Genomic DNA, 18,801 nt, shown 5'->3' with positions numbered 1-18,801 from the left:
GGGATGGCCCATTGCGGCGACCCCCCAAATCAATGTCGGAGTACGGGCATGCCGAGCCTAAGCGAGGCACCGAGTGGTGGGGTAAAAGCGTTTTGCTTACTTTTGCGCTGTTCAAAAGTGAGCCGCTGTAAAAGCGGAACCCATATCAGCCATTATCGCAAGAATGGATATGTACTCCGCCTAATCCAACCCCCCCCCAGAGGCCGCTACAACGTTGTGTAGATACCTATGCCGAGATAGGGCCTTCAAAAGCCCCGCAACATCAGGCCTTACGCCAAACCCCCTGGCCACTCAAGCGCTGCCGATCATGGGCCGCGTTGAAATCCTGTTGCGGTCCTTTTGGTACCACCCCCGTCGGATTGATGGTCTTGTGGCTGGCGTAGTAGTGATTCTTGATGTGGGTAAAGTCCACAGTCTCGGCAATCCCCGGCCATTGATACAGTTCGTGTAGCCAGTTCGACAGGTTCGGGTAATCGGCTATCCGACGCAGGTTGCACTTGAAGTGGCCGTGATACACCGCATCGAACCGGATCATCGTAGTGAACAAGCGCACATCCGCTTCAGTCAGGTACTCCCCCGCCAGATAGCGGTTTGCGCCCAAGACACGCTCCAGGTGATCGAGCTCGGCAAACACCTCATCAAACGCCTCTGCATATGCCTGTTGCGAGGTGGCAAACCCTGCGCGATACACGCCATTGTTCACGGCCGGATAGATCCGCTCATTCAGCGCATCGATCTCGCCGTGCAGCGGTGCCGGGTAGAAGTCCAGGTCATTGCCGGTCAAGTCATCGAACGCGCTGTTGAACATGCGGATGATCTCGGCCGATTCATTGCTGACGATGCGTTTGAGCTTTTTGTCCCACAGTAGCGGCACGGTGACGCGGCCGGTGTAGTCGGGCGTGTCGGCTGTATAGCGCTGGTGCATGAAGTCGAAGTGATCGAGTTTGTCGCCGGTTGATCCGAGCGCAGTGTCGAAGGTCCAGCCGTTTTCCAGCATCAGCCAACTGACCACCGAAACGTCGATCAGGCCTTCCAGGCCTTTGAGTTTGCGCAAGATCAGCGTGCGATGTGCCCACGGACAGGCGAGCGAAACGTAGAGGTGATAACGCCCGGCTTCAGCGCTAAAGCCGCCTTCGCCGCTGGGGCCGGGCTGGCCGTCAGTCGTGACCCAGTTGCGGCGTTTCGCCTGTTCGCGCTGGAACGCCCCGTCTTTGCTGCTTTCGTACCACTGGTCCTGCCAGTGGCCATCAACGAGTAAACCCATGATCAAGACTCCGCAAACCAATAATCGTTGGAGCCGAGTCTATTCCGATGAGTTCGAACAAAAAGCGCAAAGATCGGGCGCCAATGATCGGTTAAATCGATTTGTCGCGAGCAGCCCAGTATTTTTCGGCGGTTTCAAATGCTTGCTCACGGGGTTGGCCAAGACCGCGCAGGGCCAGGGCCATGGTCGAAATCAGGGCCATTTGCGGATAGCTGTCGACTACATCGCCGCGCCACACCGCTTTCAGATGCTCGATATCCAGCGAGGCCGGCTTGACGTGACGTTGCGCCGACAGCTGTGGCCATTCTTCGTCCCAGCTCTCGCCGCCGGCAGTGCCGTACAGATGGCTGTCGGCATCCGGGTTGATCTCGATTTCACCGCCATCGCCCTTGACCACAATCGCCGTGTCACCGAGCAAGCCGCTGGCATCGCGATGCACAGCCTGATAGCCCGGATGGAAAATGCTTTGCAGGCCGCAGCGCGCGCCCAGCGGGTTAAGGATCCGCGCCAGCGAATGAATCGGTGAGCGCAGGCCGAGCGTGTTGCGCAGGTCGATCATCTTCTGCAGTTGCGGCGCCCAGTCCATCAGCGGCATGAACGCCAGGCCAGCGTTGTCCAGTGCCGTACCGACTTGCTGCCAGTTGCGGCACAACGCAATGTTCAATTCGCCGAGCAGTTGCTCGCTGTACAGGCGCCCGGCAGTGTGTGCGCCACCGCCATGCATGAAGATGCGCACGCCGTTCTGGGCCAGGCACTTGGCTGCCAGCAGGTACCACGGCAGGTGCCGCTTCTTGCCGGCGTAGGTCGGCCAGTCGAGATCGACCGCCAAGGGCGGGGCGTGCAGGCGCTCGCGCAGGGCTTCGGTGAAGCCCGCCAGTTCTTGCGGGCTCTCTTCCTTGTGCCGCAACAGCATGAGGAAGGCGCCGAGCTGGGTGTCCTCGACCTTGTCGTCGAGCAGCATGCCCATGGCTTCGCGGGCTTCCTCGCGGGTCAGGCTGCGCGCGCCGCGCTTGCCTTTGCCGAGGATGCGCACGAAGGGGGCAAATGGGTGTTCGGCGGGCGTTTCGGTAAGCAGTGGGGCGAAATCGGTCATAGACAATTCGTCGGTTTGGGCAGGCCCGCCAGCTTGGCGGCGAGTTTGGCGGGAGTGCCTTTGAACAGGCGGTTCAGGTGCAGGCTGTTGCCCTTGTCCGGTCCCAGCTTGAGCGCGGTGTATTTGATCAGCGGGCGAGTTGCCGGTGATAGCTGGAACTCCTGGTAGAAACCGCGCAGCAGCTCGAGGATTTCCCAGTGTTCGGCGCTCAGTTGCAGCTCTTCGGTGGCCGCCAGCGCGTCGGCGACTTGCGCCGACCAGTCCGCCAGGTCGAGCAGATAGCCGTCTTTGTCCAGTTCTATCTGGCGTGTACCCACGGTCAGCGTGTTCATAACCAGCTGTTGACCTTGTCGTAGGTTATCGACAGTTCGACGAAGGCCGGGTAGTCAATGGACTTGATCCACTGCGGCACCGGCAAGCCGCGAGCCTGGACGTCTTCTTCCAGGACAAACAGCTGCGGGCTGTCAGCCCGTTGCTGTAACTGATTGCACGGTGTGGTGCCGGGTTGTAGGGCATAGACCGCGTCCCCTGTGAGCAGCAGGCCATCGTTGCCGCTGAGCAAGCGCAGGCAACTGTCCAGCCGGTTGTCGGAGAAAGGCGAATGAGACAACACATGCAAAGTCGACATCAGAGGGTAATAACCTGGTCATAGCGGTCAATAACGGCCGAGATCTGCCCGGCGGCCAATAGCTGCAGTTCTTCGAGGCTCAAGTCCTGCGCCTGCAAGCCACGTGCGTGGGCACTGTCGGCGCAGACGTAGAGGTCTTCGACACCGAACAGGCCAAGGGCTTGCAGGTTGGCGCTGAGGTCTTTCTGCTGGATGGCCTTGGCATTCTGCTGGCTGGCCAGCTGGAACACGCCATCATCCAGAAACAGCAGGCCGATGGGCAGGTCGAAGGCGCCGCCGGCCAGCACGATGTCCAGTGCTTCACGGGCACCGGGGCCAGACCAGGGGGCCTGGCGGCTGATAATCAACAGGGATTTAGGCATGGCTCATGGCCCTCCAAAGCAAATCAGGCGATCGGCGTCTTGCACCGCGTCGTGCAGTTGACCGAGGCCGGACAACTGCCACGGCGCGTCGACATCGATCGCGCTGCGCTGATAGCGCTTGGCCTCGGTCTCGTCCAGTACACCGCGTCTCAGGGCGGCGGCGATGCACACCACGCCATCGAGCTGGTGCGCACTGACGAAGGTGCGCCACTGCTGGGCGACGTCCTGCTCATCCTGCGGGGTGACGACGCTGCTCGAAGCGTTGTAGACGCCGTCCTGATAGAAAAACAGCCGTACGATCTGGTGCCCGCCGGCCAGCGCAGCCTGGGCGAACAGCAGGGCGCGGCGCGAGGAGGGCGCGTGAGGGGCAGAAAACAGCGCGATGGCGAACTTCATGGCGAACTCTGACGATAAATCTGCGGCCATGATAATGCTTTATCGGCGGTGCGGCGAAGGGCGATTCAGCGTGGCATGTAGCCCAGTTGCCAGCGGCGCGGAATCTTCAGCGAGACAATGCCCAGCACGGCCGCCAACAAGCCGCTGGCGTACAGCGCTTGCAGGCCGAACCGTTGCTCCAGGATCGCCCCCAGCACGGCACCGGCAAACATCCCGGCCCAGGGGATCAACTGCACGCGCCAGCCCGTGCGCCGCTCGCCCAGCATCCAGCGCCCCAGGCCACGGCCGAAGCGTGACAGGGCGCCGGTAACGTAAGTCAGGCCAATCGGCAGGCCGTTGACCTGCTCCACGGCGGCATTGAGCATGCCCATGGCCAGAATGGCCGCCAGCAATGCCGGGAATTGCGTTTCGAATGGCCAGGCCGCAGCGGCGCACAGCAGGGCGGCGATACTCAGCATCAAGGGCAGGGCGCGGCGCCGACCGATGCGACTGACGATCACGCCCAAGGCGTTGCCGACGATAAACATCAGCACCAGCACTGACAGGTGCAGGGTCAGTAGCCAGTCACTGGCGCTGATCGCCACCGCCAGCCGGGTGGTGTTGCCGCTCATGAAGGAAACAAAGTCGCCGGTGGCCATGAAGCCGATGGCGTCGGTCATGCCCGCCAGGACCGACAGGCTCGCCACCAGGCACAGGCCGACCCGGCCGCGCCATTTCTGCACGTGCAACAGCCCGCTGGTGGGTGCGCGATGGGGTGGGGAAGGCAGCATCGGCTAACGCTCGAGGCCGTGCAGTTCGCAGTACTCCTGCCAGTCCATGCCGGCCATCTGCGCCACCTCCTTGTGCACTTCCAGCCGTTGGGCGGCGAAGTCCTCGGGGGTAGCGGCGGTCAACTGTAAGGTCAGTTCCCAGGCAAACAGGCCCAGGCGCTCGGCCTCGGCTTCGTAGGCTTGGTGCAGGTGTTCGCTGCGAAACTGCTCCATGCTCTCGCCTTTGGCCTGGGCAGCCAGCGGATTGAGGTGGTCCAGTTCTTCGCGCAGTGCCGGATGGGCATTGAGAAAACGTTGCAGCGCCAGTTCGTGTTGCGATTCGATCGAGGCCATGAATCATCCTGGTCAAAATGAAAGTATGCGCGCGGTACCGGGCCGGGCCTTGATCCGGGTCAGGAAGTCTTCTTGCGGTTGGCCTTGGCCTCGGCTGCCAGGCACTCGAGGGCAAATTGTTCGGTGTAGGTCATCTGGATCGGCGTGGTCTCGCCCTTTACCGTGCGTTCGCCGTCGAGAATGTAGCGGATGCGTTTGTCGGTCACGCCAATGCGCTTGGCAATCCAGGAGGGGGTCTGGCCGATCTGGCTGATCAGTTTGTCGGCGTAGTCGGTGGACGGTTTGTACAGCTCGGCGTTGGGGGTCATTGGTTTTCCAGAAAGAGTACGTGGCGCAGGGCGCCCATAATGGCGCGACAGGGTGCGTGAATAACCGTGGCCTGTCGCGCCTTATCTCGAAGTAAAGCAGAGCCTTTGCACTTCGAGACGGCGGTGTGGAGTGATAGAGTCGCCGTTTTACCTATTTAAGGAAGCACGATGCGTATTTGTCTGGTGGCACTGGCGGGGCTGTTACTGGCCGGGTGTGCGGGATCGACGATGAACCAGGCCCGCACCCAGAGCCCCTACAAGACGCTCGCTTCGAACAAGGCTGATCTGGTGGTTGCCCAGTGTGTGCAGTTTGCCTGGCAGGATGAGGCAGTGTTTGGGGTGGATGCCAGCGGTTACCTGGAGCCGGGGGACGGTGGTGGGTTTACTGTTTATACCCGGTCGGCTGAGTCGTTTATCGATGTGCAGGGCGGGGTGTTGAAGTATTACGTGGTACAAGATAGCTGGGTTGCCACGCGTCGGTTGGCGGCTTTGGCGACCTGCTTGTAGGGGGTTATCCATAGATGTGGCAGCGAGCTTGCTCGCGATGGGGCCTGAGCCACTGCTATCGCGAGCAAGCTCGCTCCTACAGCTGTGGCAAGGCAGCCACCGGGAAGTCGAACGCGGCCAGTTGGAATCCCTGGTCGTCCACCTGCAATGCCCAGCCTTGACGGTCCCAGTCACCCAGCACAATGCGCTTGGCTGCCAGGTCGCCAATTTGCAGCTTGTGGATGGCGGGACGGTGCGTGTGGCCGTGGATCAGGGTTTTTACCCCGTATTGCTGCATGATCCGCGGGATTTCCTCGGGGGTCACGTCGACGATGTCGTTGGCTTTCATGCGGGTCTGCGCGCGGCTTTCGCTTCGCAACTTGCGCGCCAGCGCGTGGCGGGTGCGCAGGGGCAGGTGGCGCAGGATGAACAGCGTCAGCGGGTTGCGCAGGTAACGTCGCAGTTTCATGTAGCCGATGTCGCGGGTACACAGGCTGTCGCCGTGCATCAGCAGCACCGGTTCACCCGCGAGTTGCACCACACTCGGGTCTTTTAGCAGGGTACAGCCGGCTGCTTTGCAGAAAGCCTTGCCCAACAGGAAGTCGCGATTGCCGTGCATCAGAAAGATGGCCGTGCCGCTGTCGCTCAAGTTGCGCAGGGCTTGGCAGATGGAGCGTTGGAAGGGGCTCATGGCGTCGTCGCCGATCCAGGCCTCGAAAAAGTCGCCCAGTATGTACAGCGCACTGGCCGTGCGGGCACGGGTGGCGAGCAAATCCAGAAACGCCCGGGTGATGTCCGGGCGCTCCTCTTCCAGATGTAAGTCTGAAATCAGCAGTATCACTCAATGATCTCGGCTTTCTCGATGATCACGTCTTCTGCTGGAACGTCCTGGTGGCCGGACTTCATGGTGGTGGAAACACCCTTGATCTTGTCGACAACGTCAGTGCCGGCAGTCACTTTGGCGAACACCGCGTAGCCCCAGCCCTGCACGTTCTTGCCGCTGTGGTTGAGGAAGCTGTTGTCCGCCACGTTGATGAAGAACTGCGCGGAAGCCGAATGCGGCTCCATGGTGCGAGCCATGGCCACGGTGTACTTGTCGTTGGAAAGACCGTTGTCCGCTTCGTTCTGGATGCTTGGACGCTTGTCTTTCTTTTCCTTCATGCCTGGCTCGAAACCACCGCCCTGGATCATGAAGTTGCCGATTACACGGTGGAACACGGTGTTGGTGTAGTGACCGGCCTTAACGTACTCGATGAAGTTGGCCACGGTGATCGGGGCTTTCTCGGCGTTCAGGTCCAGGACGATGTCGCCGTGGTTGGTGGTCAGTTTGACTTGAGTCATGATCGCTACTCTTTAAGGAATTCGTGGGTTTCGGGGCCGCACGGCCCCCAACCGGTTTGGCCAGCGTCGGCCAAGGTGCGCAGTTTAGCGTGCCGGGCGCGAATTTCGAGGCTGTTTTTTCATCTGGGTTCGATTAAAAGCAGCAGTTTTCCGGCCTGCTCTGTCAGGCACTTGACCGCATCGGCTATGATAGCGGCTTTGTTTTGTTCGGCCTGCATGTAGGCCACGCACTTGTACGCCCAAGGATCCTATGAGCAAGCCCACTGTCGACCCTGCCTCGAATTCCAAGAACGGCCCAGCCGTGCCGGTCAACTTCCTGCGCCCGATCATCCAGGCGGACCTGGACTCGGGTAAGCACACGCAGATCGTCACCCGTTTTCCGCCAGAGCCCAATGGTTACCTGCACATCGGTCACGCCAAGTCGATCTGTGTGAACTTCGGCCTGGCCCAGGAATTCGGTGGCGTCACGCACCTGCGTTTCGACGACACCAACCCGGCCAAGGAAGACCAGGAATACATCGATGCCATCGAAAGCGACGTCAAGTGGCTGGGTTTCCAGTGGTCCGGTGAAGTGCGCTATGCCTCGCAGTATTTCGACCAGTTGCACGACTGGGCGGTCGAGCTGATCAAGGCGGGCAAGGCCTATGTCGACGACCTGACCCCTGAGCAGGCCAAGGAATACCGCGGCAGCCTGACCGAGCCGGGCAAGAACAGCCCGTTCCGTGAGCGCAGCGTGGAAGAAAACCTCGACCTGTTCGCCCGCATGAAAGCCGGTGAGTTTCAGGACGGTGCACGGGTGCTGCGGGCCAAGATCGACATGGCCTCGCCGAACATGAACCTGCGCGACCCGATCATGTACCGCATCCGTCATGCCCACCACCACCAGACCGGTGACAAGTGGTGCATCTACCCCAACTATGACTTCACCCACGGTCAGTCGGATGCCATCGAAGGCATCACCCACTCGATCTGCACCCTGGAGTTCGAAAGCCATCGTCCGCTGTACGAGTGGTTCCTGGACGCGCTGCCGGTGCCGGCCAAGCCGCGCCAGTACGAATTCAGCCGCCTGAACCTGAACTACACCATCACCAGCAAGCGCAAGCTCAAGCAACTGGTCGATGAAAAGCACGTACATGGCTGGGATGACCCGCGTATGTCGACGCTGTCGGGCTTCCGTCGTCGCGGCTACACCCCGGCGTCGATCCGCAACTTCTGCGACATGGTTGGCACCAACCGTTCCGATGGCGTGGTCGACTTCGGCATGCTGGAATTCAGCATCCGTCAGGATCTCGACGCGAACGCCCCGCGCGCCATGTGCGTGTTGCGTCCGTTGAAGGTGGTGATCACCAACTATCCGCAAGACCAGGTCGAAAACCTCGAACTGCCGCGTCATCCGCAGAAAGAAGAGCTGGGCGTGCGCAAGCTGCCGTTCGCCCGTGAAATCTACATCGACCGCGATGACTTCATGGAAGAGCCGCCAAAAGGCTACAAGCGCCTGGAACCGAACGGCGAAGTGCGCCTGCGTGGCAGCTACGTGATCCGCGCCGACGAAGCGATCAAGGATGCCGACGGCAATATCGTCGAGCTGCGCTGCTCCTACGATCCAGACACCCTGGGCAAGAACCCTGAAGGCCGCAAGGTCAAGGGTGTGGTGCATTGGGTGCCGGCGGCTGCCAGCATCGAGTGCGAAGTGCGCCTGTACGATCGCCTGTTCCGCTCGGCCAACCCTGAGAAGGCCGAAGACAGCGCCAGTTTCCTGGACAACATCAACCCTGACTCACTGCAAGTCCTCACCGGTTGTCGTGCCGAGCCTTCGCTGGGCGATGCACAGCCGGAAGACCGTTTCCAGTTCGAGCGCGAAGGTTACTTCTGCGCGGATATCAAGGACTCGAAACCGGGCGCTCCGGTATTCAACCGTACCGTGACCCTGCGCGACTCCTGGGGTCAGTGATTCAGTCAAGGAACTAACGTGCTAACGATCTACAACACGCTCACCAAGAGCAAAGAAGTCTTCAAGCCGCTCGATGGCAACAAGGTGCGCATGTACGTGTGCGGCATGACCGTGTACGACTACTGCCACCTCGGCCACGGCCGCAGCATGGTCGCGTTCGACCTGGTGACCCGCTGGTTGCGGTTCAGCGGGTACGACCTGACCTACGTGCGCAACATCACCGACATCGACGACAAGATCATCAATCGGGCCAATGAGAACGGTGAGTCGTTCGAAGCCTTGACCGAGCGCATGATCGCGGCGATGCACGAAGACGAAGCGCGCCTGAACATCCAGAAGCCGGACATGGAGCCGCGCGCCACGGATCACATTCCGGGCATGCACGCGATGATCCAGACCCTGATCGACAAGGGTTACGCCTACGCCCCGGGCAATGGCGACGTGTACTACCGCGTCGGCAAGTTCATGGGCTACGGTAAGCTGTCGCGCAAGAAGATCGAAGACCTGCGCATCGGTGCGCGGATCGAGGTCGACGAAGCCAAGGACGATCCCCTGGATTTCGTGCTGTGGAAGGGCGTCAAGCCGGGCGAGCCGAGTTGGGAGTCGCCGTGGGGCGCTGGGCGTCCGGGCTGGCACATCGAGTGCTCGGTGATGTCCACCTGCTGCCTGGGCGAGACCTTCGACATTCATGGTGGCGGCAGCGACCTGGAGTTCCCGCACCACGAGAACGAAATCGCCCAGAGCGAAGCGGCCACCGGCAAGACCTACGCCAACGCGTGGATGCATTGCGGGATGATTCGGATCAATGGCGAGAAGATGTCCAAGTCCTTGAACAACTTCTTCACCATCCGCGATGTGCTGGAAAAGTACCACCCGGAAGTCGTGCGTTACCTGCTGGTGTCGAGCCACTACCGCAGCGCCATCAACTACTCGGAAGACAACCTCAAGGACGCCAAGGGCGCCCTGGAGCGTTTCTACCACGCATTGAAAGGCCTGCCGAAGGTGGCGCCGGCCGGTGGCGAAGCCTTTGTCGAGCGGTTCACCCAGGTGATGAACGACGACTTCGGCACGCCGGAAGCCTGCGCGGTGCTGTTCGAGATGGTGCGCGAGATCAACCGCCTGCGTGAGAGCGATCTCGATGCGGCGGCCGGCCTGGCAGCGCGCTTGAAAGAACTGGCCAGCGTGCTGGGTGTGTTGCAGCTTGAGGCCGATGACTTCCTGCAGGCTGGCGCCGAAGGACGGGTGGATGCGGCTGCAGTCGATGGCTTGATCGCCGCGCGCCTGGCGGCTCGTGCCGCTAAAGACTGGGCCGAATCCGACCGCATCCGCGACCAGCTCACCGCCATGGGCGTGGTGCTGGAAGACGGCAAGGGTGGTACGACCTGGCGTCTGGCTGACTGACTGCTGCGCTGCTACAAACCAAACCCGCCTAGTGCGGGTTTTGTTTTGACCGGCATCGCAAGCCATCGATTCGGCAGATCATCCGTGAGGCTAAGGGCTGACCACTGATCGTTATTTGCGGGTTTTTTCCCACTCAGTGGGAATCTGGTTTCAGTTAATGGAAAACTCGGTGCACCATGCCCGCAAGAGCATGAGGCCGATATGAACTACAACACGCCCACTGATCGCTTGCTGCAAATCCTCGTCACCCTGGGGCAATCCGGCGAGGCGATCTCCGCCAAAGAACTGTCCGAGCAACTGGCACAGCCGCTCAGCAGCACTTATCGCCATCTCAAGACCCTGCTGCGCTGGGGGCTTGCCGAAGAGAACGGTCAGGGTCGCTATTTGCCGGGGCCAACTTGTTTGCAACTGGCCAAGAAATTCGACCGCGAAGCCGTGCTGGTGACCCTCGCCAAGCCGGAACTCAAGCGCCTGGCCGAGCAAAGCCAGGAAAGCGTGGCGTTAATGGTGCCCAGCAATGGCCAGGCGATTTGCATCGAACTGGTCGACAGCCCGCAACCGCTGCGTTGCTGCTACCAAAAAGGGCTGGCCCAGCCGCTGTTGGTCGGTGCGTCGGCGAGAGTGCTGTTGGCCTATATGGATGAGGCGCAAAGCCTGTCGGCTCTTTTGGCGCAAGGCGTCGAAAGCGAGGACGTCGCCACGTACCAACGCAGTTTTGCCGATATCCGCGCTGCCGGTTATGCCGTGAGTGTGAGTGAAATCGACGACGGCATTTGGGGTATCAGCGCGCCGTTGCTCGACAGCCGAAATCGCCTGCACGGCGCCATCAGCCTCATGGCTCCTGCCTTCCGGGCGCACACCCGCAGTGAACGCCTGATCCGCTGGACCCAGGACGTGGCCCTGCGCCTGAGCGCCCGGCTCGACTGAATTTGACTGGAATTTCAAGCATGACTGCTGTTTCTGACATACCCCTGTGGACAGGTCGTATCGACGCTGGCGAAGGGCAGGCTGCGCTGCGCTGGCATCAATGGGTCAAGCCCTTCTGCGAGGGTCAGTCTGCGGGTGCAGCACTGATTGGACTGGCCTGTGATGAAGGCGTCAAACGTAATCAAGGACGCACCGGCGCCCGTCTTGGCCCGTCAGCACTGCGCAAGGCGCTGACCAACCTGGCGTGGCACGGCCGTGCGCCGCTGTATGACGCGGGCGATGTGAGCTGCACCGACAGCAACCTCGAAGGCGCGCAGCAGATTTACGCTCACCACGTCAGCTATATGCTCAACCAGGGGCATTTGCCGTTGGGGTTGGGTGGCGGCCATGAAATCGCCTTTGCCAGCTTTAGCGGCCTGGCCGATCACCTGCGCCAGGCCACCCCGCATGCGCGGATCGGCGTTCTCAACTTTGATGCCCACTTTGATCTGCGCCATGGTGAACAAAGCAGTTCGGGTACCCCTTTTCGCCAGATAGCCGAGTACTGCCAGCGTGCGCAGATGCCGTTCACCTATTGCTGCCTGGGTGTCAGCCAGATGAACAACACCCAGGCGCTGTTTGAGCAGGCGCAGCGACTGAATGTGCGTTACCGCCTCGACCGGCAAATGAACAGCTGGGACATACCCGCCTGCGAAGCGCTGATCGATGAGTTCTTGCAAGACGTCGATCACCTCTACATGACCATCTGCCTTGATGTCCTGCCCGCCAGCCAGGCGCCCGGTGTCAGTGCGCCGTCTGCCCATGGCGTGGACATGCAGATCGTCGAGCACCTGATACGTCATGCCAAGGCCAGCGGCAAATTGCGCATGGCCGACATCGCCGAACTCAACCCCGGCCTGGATATCGACAATCGAACCGCCCGCATTGGCGCGCGTCTGCTCGCCAGCCTGATCGATTAAGTTTTTCCGTAAATCCCTGAAACCGCTTGTTGAATCATAAGAAAAAGAGAAATTCGCCATGCTGACATTCGAACTGGATGCGCTGAGCACCCTCGCTCTCGCTTTGCTCCTGCTGGGCCTGGGTGCCCAACTGAAAAAACGTAGCTACTGGCTGCGTCACCTGTGTGTTCCTGCACCGGTGATTGGTGGTTTTGGTTTTGCCTTGGTGATCTGGCTGTTACGTGATCAGCAACTGCTCAACCTGACCCTCGACACCAGCCTGCAAACCCCGCTGATGGTGGCGTTTTTCACCACTGTCGGTTTGGGTGGTAGCCTGGGTTTGCTGCGCAAGGGCGGCAAATTGCTGTTTATCTACCTGGGTGCGTGCTGGGGCCTGGCGCTGGTGCAAAACGTGGTGGGTGTCAGTGTCGCCAAGCTGCTGGGCATCGACCCGTTGCTGGGGATCATGGCCGGCGCGGTGTCACTGGAAGGCGGTTTTGGTGCGGCGGCAGCTTTCGGGCCGATTGCTGAAAACCTCGGTGCGGTCGGTGCGACCACTGCAGCGCTGGCAGCTGCAACCTTTGGCATGGTGGCAGGCGGCTTGTTGGGTAGCCCGCTGGCGCGCTGGTTGATCGAGCGCAACAAACTCGTAGTCAAGGCCGAAGCCGTTGGCAGCCTCAAGGCGTTCGAAGAAGTGGTCCACACCCCGCAGCCCGCGCTGGATGCTGCCACCTTGTTGCGCTTGTTGACCTGCATTGTGGTGATCATGGTGCTTGGGTTCTGGCTGGGCTCCAGCTTGCAACAGCATCTGGGTATCGTGTTGCCGAGCTATGTGGGTGCCATGTTCGTCGCGATCATCCTGCGCAACCTCAATGACCGTGCTCAGGTTATCGAGATGCCCGACCATGCCGTCAGCACTATCGGCGATGTGTGCCTGGGCATGTTCCTGACCATGGCAATGATGAGTCTGAAGTTTTGGGAGCTGGAGAAGCTTGGCTTGCCGCTGCTGGTGATTCTGGTGGTGCAGGTGGTGATCATGATTCTGCTGTGCGTGTTCGTCCTGTTCCGCCTGTTTGGCCGCAACTACGACGCGGCAGTCTTGTGCGCAGGCTTCATGGGGCACGGGCTGGGCGCGACGCCCAATGCAGTGGCCAACATGGGCGCCATTTGTGACCATTACAAAGTGTTCTCGTACAAAGCCTTCATCATCGTGCCGCTGTGCGGTGCCGTGCTGATCGACATTGTGGCTATCCCGATGATCACCTGGTTTATCAACGCATACAGTTGAGAATCACCTGGTTGCTTCATTGCTAAATCGCGCCGAAGCCAGCTTCCACAAATTGACTTCGGCGCATGCAAAATCCGCGAGCACCCCAGAACCACTGTGGGAGCGAGCCTGCTCGCGATTGACCGCGCAGCGGTCAGCTCTCGCACTGGCGCAACCTTTTATAGAGGGTATTGCGACTAACCCCCAACCGCCGTGCCAAATGCGAAATATTCCCCCCAACTGCCTGCAACTGCCGATTCAAATCCTCGGCATCATTCAAGTCCACCGCCAAAGTCTCGGGCGTCTCAAGCGGCTCCATCTCCAGGTCGACAAAAAAATCGTCCGGTAAATGCTCCGGCCGCACCGGTTGGTCTTCGGCCATGGCCAGGGCCACCTGGATCACGCTGCTGACCTGGCGCAGATTGCCAGGCCATGGATGGCGTTCGAACAGGGCCAGTACCTCCGGGCTCAAGCCGGCCCACTGGAGCGCCTCGCGGTGCTGTTCCCAGAGACACTTGAACAGCGCCTGCTTATCGCTGCGCTCGCGCAGCGGTGGCAGTTCCAGAGTCAGGCCGCCGATGCGGTAATACAGGTCCTCGCGAAAGCGCCCCAGTTGCACCTGCTCGCGCAATGAACGGTTGGTGGCCGAGATGATGCGGATATCCACCGCGAACAGTTCACTGCTGCCCACCGGCTGCACATAACGCTCCTGCAGCACGCGTAGCAGCCGGGCCTGGGTCGGCAGTGGCATGTCGCCGATTTCATCGAGAAACAAGGTGCCTTTGTCGGCCTTGCGGATCAGGCCGATGCTGCCTTTCTGATTGGCGCCGGTGAAGGCACCTTTTTCATAGCCAAACAGCTCGGATTCCACCAGTTCGGCGGGGATCGCTGCGCAGTTGACGGCGATAAACGCCTGTTTGCTGCGTGAGCTCGCCTGGTGCAGGGCCTTGACGAAGACTTCCTTGCCCACCCCGGTTTCGCCGTGAATCAACAAGGGAATGTCTTTTTCCAACAGGCGCTCGGCCTGGCGCACGGCCTTTTCCACGCGACTGTCGCCAAAGTGCAGGGTGCCGAGGCTGATGGGCTGTGGCGCGGGGAGGGGGGCTTGGGCAAACACCCGGGCCTGCACCGGGCGCTGCAACGGCCGCTTGAGCAGGCAATGGAAACGATTGCGCCCGGCCGCCTGCAGGGCAAAGGGCAGACCGTCGGGCTGGTTGAGCAACTCCAGCAACGAGACCTGGAACAGACTGTCGATGCTGACTCGCGACAAGCTGATGCCCAGCAGATTGTCCGCGCGCCGATTGGCCGAGAGCACCTGACCGCTTTCATCAAAAATCAGCAGGCCGGCCCATTGGCTGTCGAGGTTGTTCAGCCCGGTGTTGAACACCAACTGGAAGTGTTCACCCTTGAACAGATTGAGGATCAGCCGGTTTTCCACGGTCTGGCTCATCATCTTGACCATGCCCAGGGTGTGGTCCGGGGGCAGGTAGCTGTCGCTGGATACATCGAGCACGGCGATCAGCCGCCGCTCGGCATCGAAAATCGGTGCGGCGGAGCCGGTCATGAAGCGGTTGGCCTTGAGAAAGTGCTCATCGTGGGCGATATGCACGGCCTGTTCGCAGGCCAGGGCGGTACCGATGGCGTTGGTGCCGCTGGATTGCTCACGCCAACTGGCACCGGCGTTGAAGCCACGGCTCAGGCTCGGCTCGATAAAGCGTTGGGTACCCCATGAGGTCAGCACTTGGCCCTGATTGTCGGCCAGCATGATCAGGCAGTTGGAGTTGCTGAGGATGTTCTCATAGTAGGGCAGCACTTCCTGGTGGGTGGTCTGCACCAGGGAGTGCTGGCTTTCCAGCAGACGTGCGATGCCGGCGGCGGGGAGCTGGTCGAAGGCCGGGGGGCTTTGATGTTGCAGGCCGAAGGCGCGGCAGCGGCGCCAGGAGTCCTGGATGATGGCGTCGTGGGGCAAGGGCGAGGCAAGCGCGGGCATGGCAGGCAGTCCCTGGGCAAACATTTATTGTTTTTGTTATGGACGAACGCAATGACGTAATCGATTGAGTGTTGTTCACAATTGTTCAAAGTCAACTCGGCAACTGTTCAATTGCGCAGGTGAAGTTGTTCATTTCTGTTCAGGCGCGAACCCATCATCCTGTTCTTTTTCGTCAAAGCCCAGGCAGATCAAGCCTTTGGAATTTCTGGCACGAATGTCGCTCTGTCACCTCGGTCGCTTGACTCCAATAAGAAAAAGGCCGAGCCATGTCATTAACGCTGGAGCATGTCAGCCGCACCGTCGAGGGCCAAGTCTGGATCGATGATGCCAACCTGCACTTCGAGCCCGGGTCGTTCAACGTCCTGCTGGGCCGCACGCTGTCGGGCAAGACCAGCCTGATGCGCTTGATGGCCGGTCTCGACAAGCCGGACAGCGGGCGTCTCCTGATGAACGGGGTCGATGTCACCCAGCGCCCGGTGCGTCTGCGCAACGTGTCGATGGTCTATCAACAGTTCATCAACTACCCGACCATGACCGTGTTCGAGAACATCGCCTCGCCCTTGCGCCAAGCCGGGGTCTCGGCCGAGCTGATCCAGAGCAAGGTGCACGAGACCGCGCAGATGCTGCGCATCGACAAGTTCCTCAAGCGTTATCCGCTGGAGTTGTCGGGCGGCCAGCAGCAGCGCACCGCCATGGCCCGGGCGCTGGTCAAGGATGCTGAACTGATCCTGTTCGACGAACCCCTGGTCAACCTCGACTACAAGCTGCGCGAAGAGCTGCGCCAGGAAATGCGCGAGTTGTTCCAGGCGCGCCATACCATCGCCATCTACGCTACCACCGAACCCAACGAGGCGCTGGCCCTGGGCGGCACCACCACCATCCTGCACGAGGGGCGGGTGATCCAGAGCGGCAAGACCGCCGAGGTCTATCATCAGCCGCAGACCGTGCTGGCCGCCGAACTGTTCTCCGAGCCACCGATCAACCTGATGCCGGGGCGCATCGCCGGCAACGAAGTCAGCTTCGCCAATTTTGTGCACTTCCCGCTGAACGTCGACTTGCGTCCGGTGGGTGAAGGTGAGTTCCGCTTTGGCGTGCGCCCCAGCCATATTTCCCTGGTGCCGAGCAACGACGACGACCTGGAACTGGCGGTGACCGTCGAAGTGGCGGAAATCAGCGGTTCGGAAACCTTCCTGCATGTGCGCAACGAACACTTCCTGCTGGTGCTGCACTTGCCCGGGGTGCACGAGTACGACGTCGATGCGCCGATCCGCATCTACATCCCGACCCACAAACTGTTTGTCTTCGACGGCCAGGGACGCCTGCTGCAGGCGCCCGGCCGGCGTGTCGCGAGGGTTGCCTGATGGCCGAAATTCACTTGCACAACCTCGCCCACAGCTACACCCGCACCCCGGCGGGGCCTGAAGACTACGCGATCCGTGAGATGAACCATGTCTGGGAGCAGGGCGGGGCCTACGCCTTGCTCGGGCCTTCCGGATGCGGCAAGTCGACCTTGCTCAACATCATTTCCGGCCTGCTCAGCCCCTCCGAAGGGCAGGTGCTGTTCGACAACAAGGTGGTCAACCAACTGACCCCGGAGAAGCGCAACATCGCTCAGGTTTTCCAGTTTCCGGTGGTCTACGACACCATGACGGTGTTCGATAACCTGGCTTTTCCCCTGCGCAATCAAGGCATGGCCGAGGCCCGGGTACACAGCAAGGTCCAGGAAATCGCCGAGGTCCTCGACCTGCAGGCGCTGCTGGGGAAAAAGGCGCGCAACCTCAGCGCCGACGAAAAACAGAAAGTCTCCATGGGCCGCGGGCTGGTGCGTGACGACGTGTCGGCGATCCTGTTCGACGAGCCGTTGACGGTGATCGATCCGCACCTTAAGTGGAAGCTGCGGCGCAAGCTCAAGCAGATCCACGAGCAATTCAACATCACCATGGTCTACGTCACTCACGATCAACTCGAGGCCTCGACTTTCGCCGACAAGATCGCGGTGATGTACGGCGGGCAGATCGTCCAGTTCGGTACCCCGCGCGAGCTGTTCGAGCGACCGAGCCATACCTTCGTCGGTTATTTCATCGGCAGCCCGGGGATGAACCTGATCGAGGTCAGCCCACGTCCCGGGGGCGTGGGTTTCGCTGACATCGACTTGCCGTTGTCCGAAGGCCTGCAGCAGCGCATCGCCGAGGCCGCCGGCAAATCGCTGAAGGTTGGCATCCGCCCGGAGTTCGTGCATGTCTGGGACGAGCCCTTCGATGAGGCAATGCAAGCGACGGTGGTGCATGTCGAGGACCTGGGCACCTACAAGATCATGACCCTGAACCTGGGCGGCGTGCCGCTCAAAGTGCGCCTGGCCGAAGACAAGCCGGTGCCCCAGGGCACCGCCTATATCAGCTTTCCGGCGCAGTGGCTGATGGTCTACGCCGATGAATATCTGCTGCCCATGCACGCCAGCAACGAGGGGCAGCCATGAACAAGGTGCAGAACAACAAGGCGTGGTGGCTGGTGCTGCCGGTGTTCCTGCTGGTGGCGTTCAGTGCGGTGATCCCGATGATGACCGTGGTCAACTATTCGGTGCAGGACATCTTCGACCAGTCCAGCCGCTACTTCGTCGGAGCCGACTGGTACAAACAGGTGCTGCTGGACCCACGGCTGCACGACTCGCTGCTGCGCCAGTTCATCTATTCCACCTGCGTGCTGCTGATCGAGATCCCGCTGGGCATCGGCATCGCCCTGACCATGCCGACCAAGGGCCGCTGGTCGTCGCTGGTGCTGATCATCCTGGCAATCCCGCTGCTGATTCCATGGAACGTGGTCGGCACCATCTGGCAGATTTTCGGCCGCGCCGACATCGGCCTGCTGGGCTCGACCCTCAACGCCATGGGCATCAGCTACAACTACGCGGCCAACACCATGGATGCCTGGGTCACGGTGTTGGTGATGGATGTCTGGCACTGGACCTCGCTGGTGGCCCTGTTGTGTTTCTCCGGTCTGCGGGCGATCCCGGATGTCTACTACCAGGCCGCCCGGATCGACCGGGCATCGAGTTGGGCGGTGTTTCGCCACATCCAGTTGCCCAAGCTCAAGAGTGTGCTGCTGATCGCGGTGATGCTGCGTTTCATGGACAGCTTCATGATCTACACCGAGCCGTTCGTGCTCACCGGTGGTGGGCCTGGCAACGCCACCACCTTCCTCAGCCAGACCCTGACCCAGATGGCGATCGGCCAGTTCGACCTGGGGCCGGCGGCGGCCTTCTCGCTGGTGTACTTCCTGATCATCCTGCTGGTGTCCTGGCTGTTCTACACCGCCATGACCCACTCCGACGCCAACCGCTGAGGCCCGA

General features: G+C 60.9%; 21 protein-coding genes. 9 read left to right on the top strand and 12 right to left on the bottom strand.

Annotated elements, in window-relative coordinates; genetic code table 11:
- Positions 1–262: 262 nt before the first annotated feature.
- From ACM6IP_RS18075 to ACM6IP_RS18035, 9 genes are all read right to left on the bottom strand, one after another.
- Entirely contained in the window at positions 263–1,264 is a 1,002-nt protein-coding gene (locus ACM6IP_RS18075) for a glutathione S-transferase family protein (RefSeq protein WP_414861995.1), read from the bottom strand.
- A 91-nt stretch (positions 1,265–1,355) separates the two neighbouring features.
- The gene (locus ACM6IP_RS18070; protein ID WP_095171390.1) at positions 1,356–2,357 is read right to left on the bottom strand and encodes a glycosyl transferase family protein; all 1,002 of its coding nucleotides are present in this window, start codon (positions 2,355–2,357) and stop codon (positions 1,356–1,358) included.
- The gene (locus ACM6IP_RS18065; protein WP_159996922.1) at positions 2,354–2,689 is read right to left on the bottom strand and encodes a TusE/DsrC/DsvC family sulfur relay protein; all 336 of its coding nucleotides are present in this window, start codon (positions 2,687–2,689) and stop codon (positions 2,354–2,356) included. Before ACM6IP_RS18065 ends, ACM6IP_RS18070 begins: the two co-directional genes overlap by 4 nt.
- On the bottom strand, positions 2,686–2,985 hold the full coding sequence (gene tusB / locus ACM6IP_RS18060) for a sulfurtransferase complex subunit TusB (protein ID WP_414861994.1): 300 nt from the start codon (positions 2,983–2,985) through the stop codon (positions 2,686–2,688). The genes ACM6IP_RS18065 and tusB overlap by 4 nt, the downstream gene beginning before the upstream one ends.
- Complete coding sequence (gene tusC / locus ACM6IP_RS18055) at positions 2,985–3,347, bottom strand: sulfurtransferase complex subunit TusC (RefSeq protein WP_401130952.1); 363 nt, start codon at positions 3,345–3,347, stop codon at positions 2,985–2,987. The genes tusB and tusC overlap by 1 nt, the downstream gene beginning before the upstream one ends.
- Before the next feature lie 3 nt (positions 3,348–3,350).
- Positions 3,351–3,743 (bottom strand): sulfurtransferase complex subunit TusD, encoded by a 393-nt coding sequence (tusD, locus tag ACM6IP_RS18050; RefSeq protein ID WP_401130954.1) that lies wholly within the window; start codon positions 3,741–3,743, stop codon positions 3,351–3,353.
- A gap of 65 nt (positions 3,744–3,808) precedes the next feature.
- The gene (locus ACM6IP_RS18045) at positions 3,809–4,513 is read right to left on the bottom strand and encodes a YoaK family protein (protein ID WP_095171381.1); all 705 of its coding nucleotides are present in this window, start codon (positions 4,511–4,513) and stop codon (positions 3,809–3,811) included.
- Between the two features lie 3 nt (positions 4,514–4,516).
- Complete coding sequence (locus ACM6IP_RS18040; RefSeq protein WP_159996912.1) at positions 4,517–4,846, bottom strand: DUF6388 family protein; 330 nt, start codon at positions 4,844–4,846, stop codon at positions 4,517–4,519.
- Positions 4,847–4,905: 59 nt separating this feature from the next.
- Positions 4,906–5,154, bottom strand: coding sequence for a hypothetical protein (locus tag ACM6IP_RS18035; protein ID WP_095171377.1), 249 nt, complete (start codon positions 5,152–5,154; stop codon positions 4,906–4,908).
- Between the two features lie 168 nt (positions 5,155–5,322).
- Here ACM6IP_RS18035 and ACM6IP_RS18030 point away from each other — a divergent pair, with 168 nt between their 5' ends.
- Positions 5,323–5,661, top strand: coding sequence for a hypothetical protein (locus ACM6IP_RS18030; protein WP_095171376.1), 339 nt, complete (start codon positions 5,323–5,325; stop codon positions 5,659–5,661).
- 76 nt (positions 5,662–5,737) lie between these two features.
- On the opposite strand, the gene lpxH is transcribed toward ACM6IP_RS18030, so the two are convergent.
- Together lpxH and ACM6IP_RS18020 are read right to left on the bottom strand one after the other, a co-directional pair.
- The gene (gene lpxH / locus ACM6IP_RS18025) at positions 5,738–6,481 is read right to left on the bottom strand and encodes a UDP-2,3-diacylglucosamine diphosphatase (RefSeq protein WP_095171374.1); all 744 of its coding nucleotides are present in this window, start codon (positions 6,479–6,481) and stop codon (positions 5,738–5,740) included.
- A complete protein-coding gene (locus ACM6IP_RS18020; RefSeq protein WP_095171372.1) occupies positions 6,478–6,981 on the bottom strand; it encodes a peptidylprolyl isomerase in 504 nt (167 codons plus the stop codon). Before ACM6IP_RS18020 ends, lpxH begins: the two co-directional genes overlap by 4 nt.
- 250 nt (positions 6,982–7,231) lie before the next feature.
- Here ACM6IP_RS18020 and ACM6IP_RS18015 point away from each other — a divergent pair, with 250 nt between their 5' ends.
- The 5 genes from ACM6IP_RS18015 to gltS all read left to right on the top strand — a co-directional run bounded on the left by ACM6IP_RS18015 (position 7,232) and on the right by gltS (position 13,486).
- Positions 7,232–8,932 (top strand): glutamine--tRNA ligase/YqeY domain fusion protein, encoded by a 1,701-nt coding sequence (locus ACM6IP_RS18015; protein WP_095171370.1) that lies wholly within the window; start codon positions 7,232–7,234, stop codon positions 8,930–8,932.
- Positions 8,933–8,950: 18 nt separating this feature from the next.
- Complete coding sequence (cysS, locus tag ACM6IP_RS18010) at positions 8,951–10,333, top strand: cysteine--tRNA ligase (protein ID WP_159996908.1); 1,383 nt, start codon at positions 8,951–8,953, stop codon at positions 10,331–10,333.
- A 201-nt stretch (positions 10,334–10,534) separates the two neighbouring features.
- The gene (locus tag ACM6IP_RS18005; protein ID WP_414861993.1) at positions 10,535–11,260 is read left to right on the top strand and encodes an IclR family transcriptional regulator; all 726 of its coding nucleotides are present in this window, start codon (positions 10,535–10,537) and stop codon (positions 11,258–11,260) included.
- A gap of 20 nt (positions 11,261–11,280) precedes the next feature.
- The gene (gene hutG, locus ACM6IP_RS18000) at positions 11,281–12,219 is read left to right on the top strand and encodes a formimidoylglutamase (RefSeq protein WP_414861992.1); all 939 of its coding nucleotides are present in this window, start codon (positions 11,281–11,283) and stop codon (positions 12,217–12,219) included.
- A 58-nt stretch (positions 12,220–12,277) separates the two neighbouring features.
- Complete coding sequence (gene gltS / locus ACM6IP_RS17995) at positions 12,278–13,486, top strand: sodium/glutamate symporter (RefSeq protein WP_095171363.1); 1,209 nt, start codon at positions 12,278–12,280, stop codon at positions 13,484–13,486.
- Positions 13,487–13,619: 133 nt separating this feature from the next.
- On the opposite strand, the gene ACM6IP_RS17990 is transcribed toward gltS, so the two are convergent.
- Complete coding sequence (locus tag ACM6IP_RS17990) at positions 13,620–15,455, bottom strand: sigma-54-dependent Fis family transcriptional regulator (protein WP_414861991.1); 1,836 nt, start codon at positions 15,453–15,455, stop codon at positions 13,620–13,622.
- 266 nt (positions 15,456–15,721) lie between these two features.
- Here ACM6IP_RS17990 and ACM6IP_RS17985 point away from each other — a divergent pair, with 266 nt between their 5' ends.
- Genes ACM6IP_RS17985 through ACM6IP_RS17975 form a run of 3 tightly spaced genes read left to right on the top strand, consistent with a single transcriptional unit; the run spans position 15,722 to position 18,794 of the window.
- Positions 15,722–16,816: an ABC transporter ATP-binding protein gene (locus ACM6IP_RS17985; protein WP_095171361.1), complete on the top strand. Its 1,095-nt coding sequence runs from the start codon at positions 15,722–15,724 to the stop codon at positions 16,814–16,816.
- Complete coding sequence (locus ACM6IP_RS17980) at positions 16,816–17,931, top strand: ABC transporter ATP-binding protein (RefSeq protein ID WP_095171359.1); 1,116 nt, start codon at positions 16,816–16,818, stop codon at positions 17,929–17,931. The genes ACM6IP_RS17985 and ACM6IP_RS17980 overlap by 1 nt, the downstream gene beginning before the upstream one ends.
- Complete coding sequence (locus ACM6IP_RS17975; protein ID WP_095171356.1) at positions 17,928–18,794, top strand: carbohydrate ABC transporter permease; 867 nt, start codon at positions 17,928–17,930, stop codon at positions 18,792–18,794. The genes ACM6IP_RS17980 and ACM6IP_RS17975 overlap by 4 nt, the downstream gene beginning before the upstream one ends.
- The last annotated feature ends 7 nt before the right edge of the window (positions 18,795–18,801 follow it).

Source organism: Pseudomonas sp. IT-P176 (genome assembly GCF_949767245.1).
In the GTDB taxonomy this organism is placed as follows: Bacteria; Pseudomonadota; Gammaproteobacteria; order Pseudomonadales; family Pseudomonadaceae; genus Aquipseudomonas.
This window is presented reverse-complemented; position numbering and strand designations above follow the sequence as displayed.

What these genes read in the sequence shown, in the direction of transcription:
- ACM6IP_RS18075 (WP_414861995.1), bottom strand. Translation starts at nt 1,264, where the DNA reads ATGGGTTTACTCGTTGATGGCCACTGGCAGGACCAGTGGTACGAAAGC.
- ACM6IP_RS18070 (WP_095171390.1), bottom strand. Translation starts at nt 2,357, where the DNA reads ATGACCGATTTCGCCCCACTGCTTACCGAAACGCCCGCCGAACACCCA.
- ACM6IP_RS18065 (WP_159996922.1), bottom strand. Translation starts at nt 2,689, where the DNA reads ATGAACACGCTGACCGTGGGTACACGCCAGATAGAACTGGACAAAGAC.
- tusB (WP_414861994.1), bottom strand. Translation starts at nt 2,985, where the DNA reads ATGTCGACTTTGCATGTGTTGTCTCATTCGCCTTTCTCCGACAACCGG.
- tusC (WP_401130952.1), bottom strand. Translation starts at nt 3,347, where the DNA reads ATGCCTAAATCCCTGTTGATTATCAGCCGCCAGGCCCCCTGGTCTGGC.
- tusD (WP_401130954.1), bottom strand. Translation starts at nt 3,743, where the DNA reads ATGAAGTTCGCCATCGCGCTGTTTTCTGCCCCTCACGCGCCCTCCTCG.
- ACM6IP_RS18045 (WP_095171381.1), bottom strand. Translation starts at nt 4,513, where the DNA reads ATGCTGCCTTCCCCACCCCATCGCGCACCCACCAGCGGGCTGTTGCAC.
- ACM6IP_RS18040 (WP_159996912.1), bottom strand. Translation starts at nt 4,846, where the DNA reads ATGGCCTCGATCGAATCGCAACACGAACTGGCGCTGCAACGTTTTCTC.
- ACM6IP_RS18035 (WP_095171377.1), bottom strand. Translation starts at nt 5,154, where the DNA reads ATGACCCCCAACGCCGAGCTGTACAAACCGTCCACCGACTACGCCGAC.
- ACM6IP_RS18030 (WP_095171376.1), top strand. Translation starts at nt 5,323, where the DNA reads ATGCGTATTTGTCTGGTGGCACTGGCGGGGCTGTTACTGGCCGGGTGT.
- ACM6IP_RS18020 (WP_095171372.1), bottom strand. Translation starts at nt 6,981, where the DNA reads ATGACTCAAGTCAAACTGACCACCAACCACGGCGACATCGTCCTGGAC.
- ACM6IP_RS18015 (WP_095171370.1), top strand. Translation starts at nt 7,232, where the DNA reads ATGAGCAAGCCCACTGTCGACCCTGCCTCGAATTCCAAGAACGGCCCA.
- ACM6IP_RS18005 (WP_414861993.1), top strand. Translation starts at nt 10,535, where the DNA reads ATGAACTACAACACGCCCACTGATCGCTTGCTGCAAATCCTCGTCACC.
- hutG (WP_414861992.1), top strand. Translation starts at nt 11,281, where the DNA reads ATGACTGCTGTTTCTGACATACCCCTGTGGACAGGTCGTATCGACGCT.
- gltS (WP_095171363.1), top strand. Translation starts at nt 12,278, where the DNA reads ATGCTGACATTCGAACTGGATGCGCTGAGCACCCTCGCTCTCGCTTTG.
- ACM6IP_RS17990 (WP_414861991.1), bottom strand. Translation starts at nt 15,455, where the DNA reads ATGCCCGCGCTTGCCTCGCCCTTGCCCCACGACGCCATCATCCAGGAC.
- ACM6IP_RS17985 (WP_095171361.1), top strand. Translation starts at nt 15,722, where the DNA reads ATGTCATTAACGCTGGAGCATGTCAGCCGCACCGTCGAGGGCCAAGTC.
- ACM6IP_RS17980 (WP_095171359.1), top strand. Translation starts at nt 16,816, where the DNA reads ATGGCCGAAATTCACTTGCACAACCTCGCCCACAGCTACACCCGCACC.
- ACM6IP_RS17975 (WP_095171356.1), top strand. Translation starts at nt 17,928, where the DNA reads ATGAACAAGGTGCAGAACAACAAGGCGTGGTGGCTGGTGCTGCCGGTG.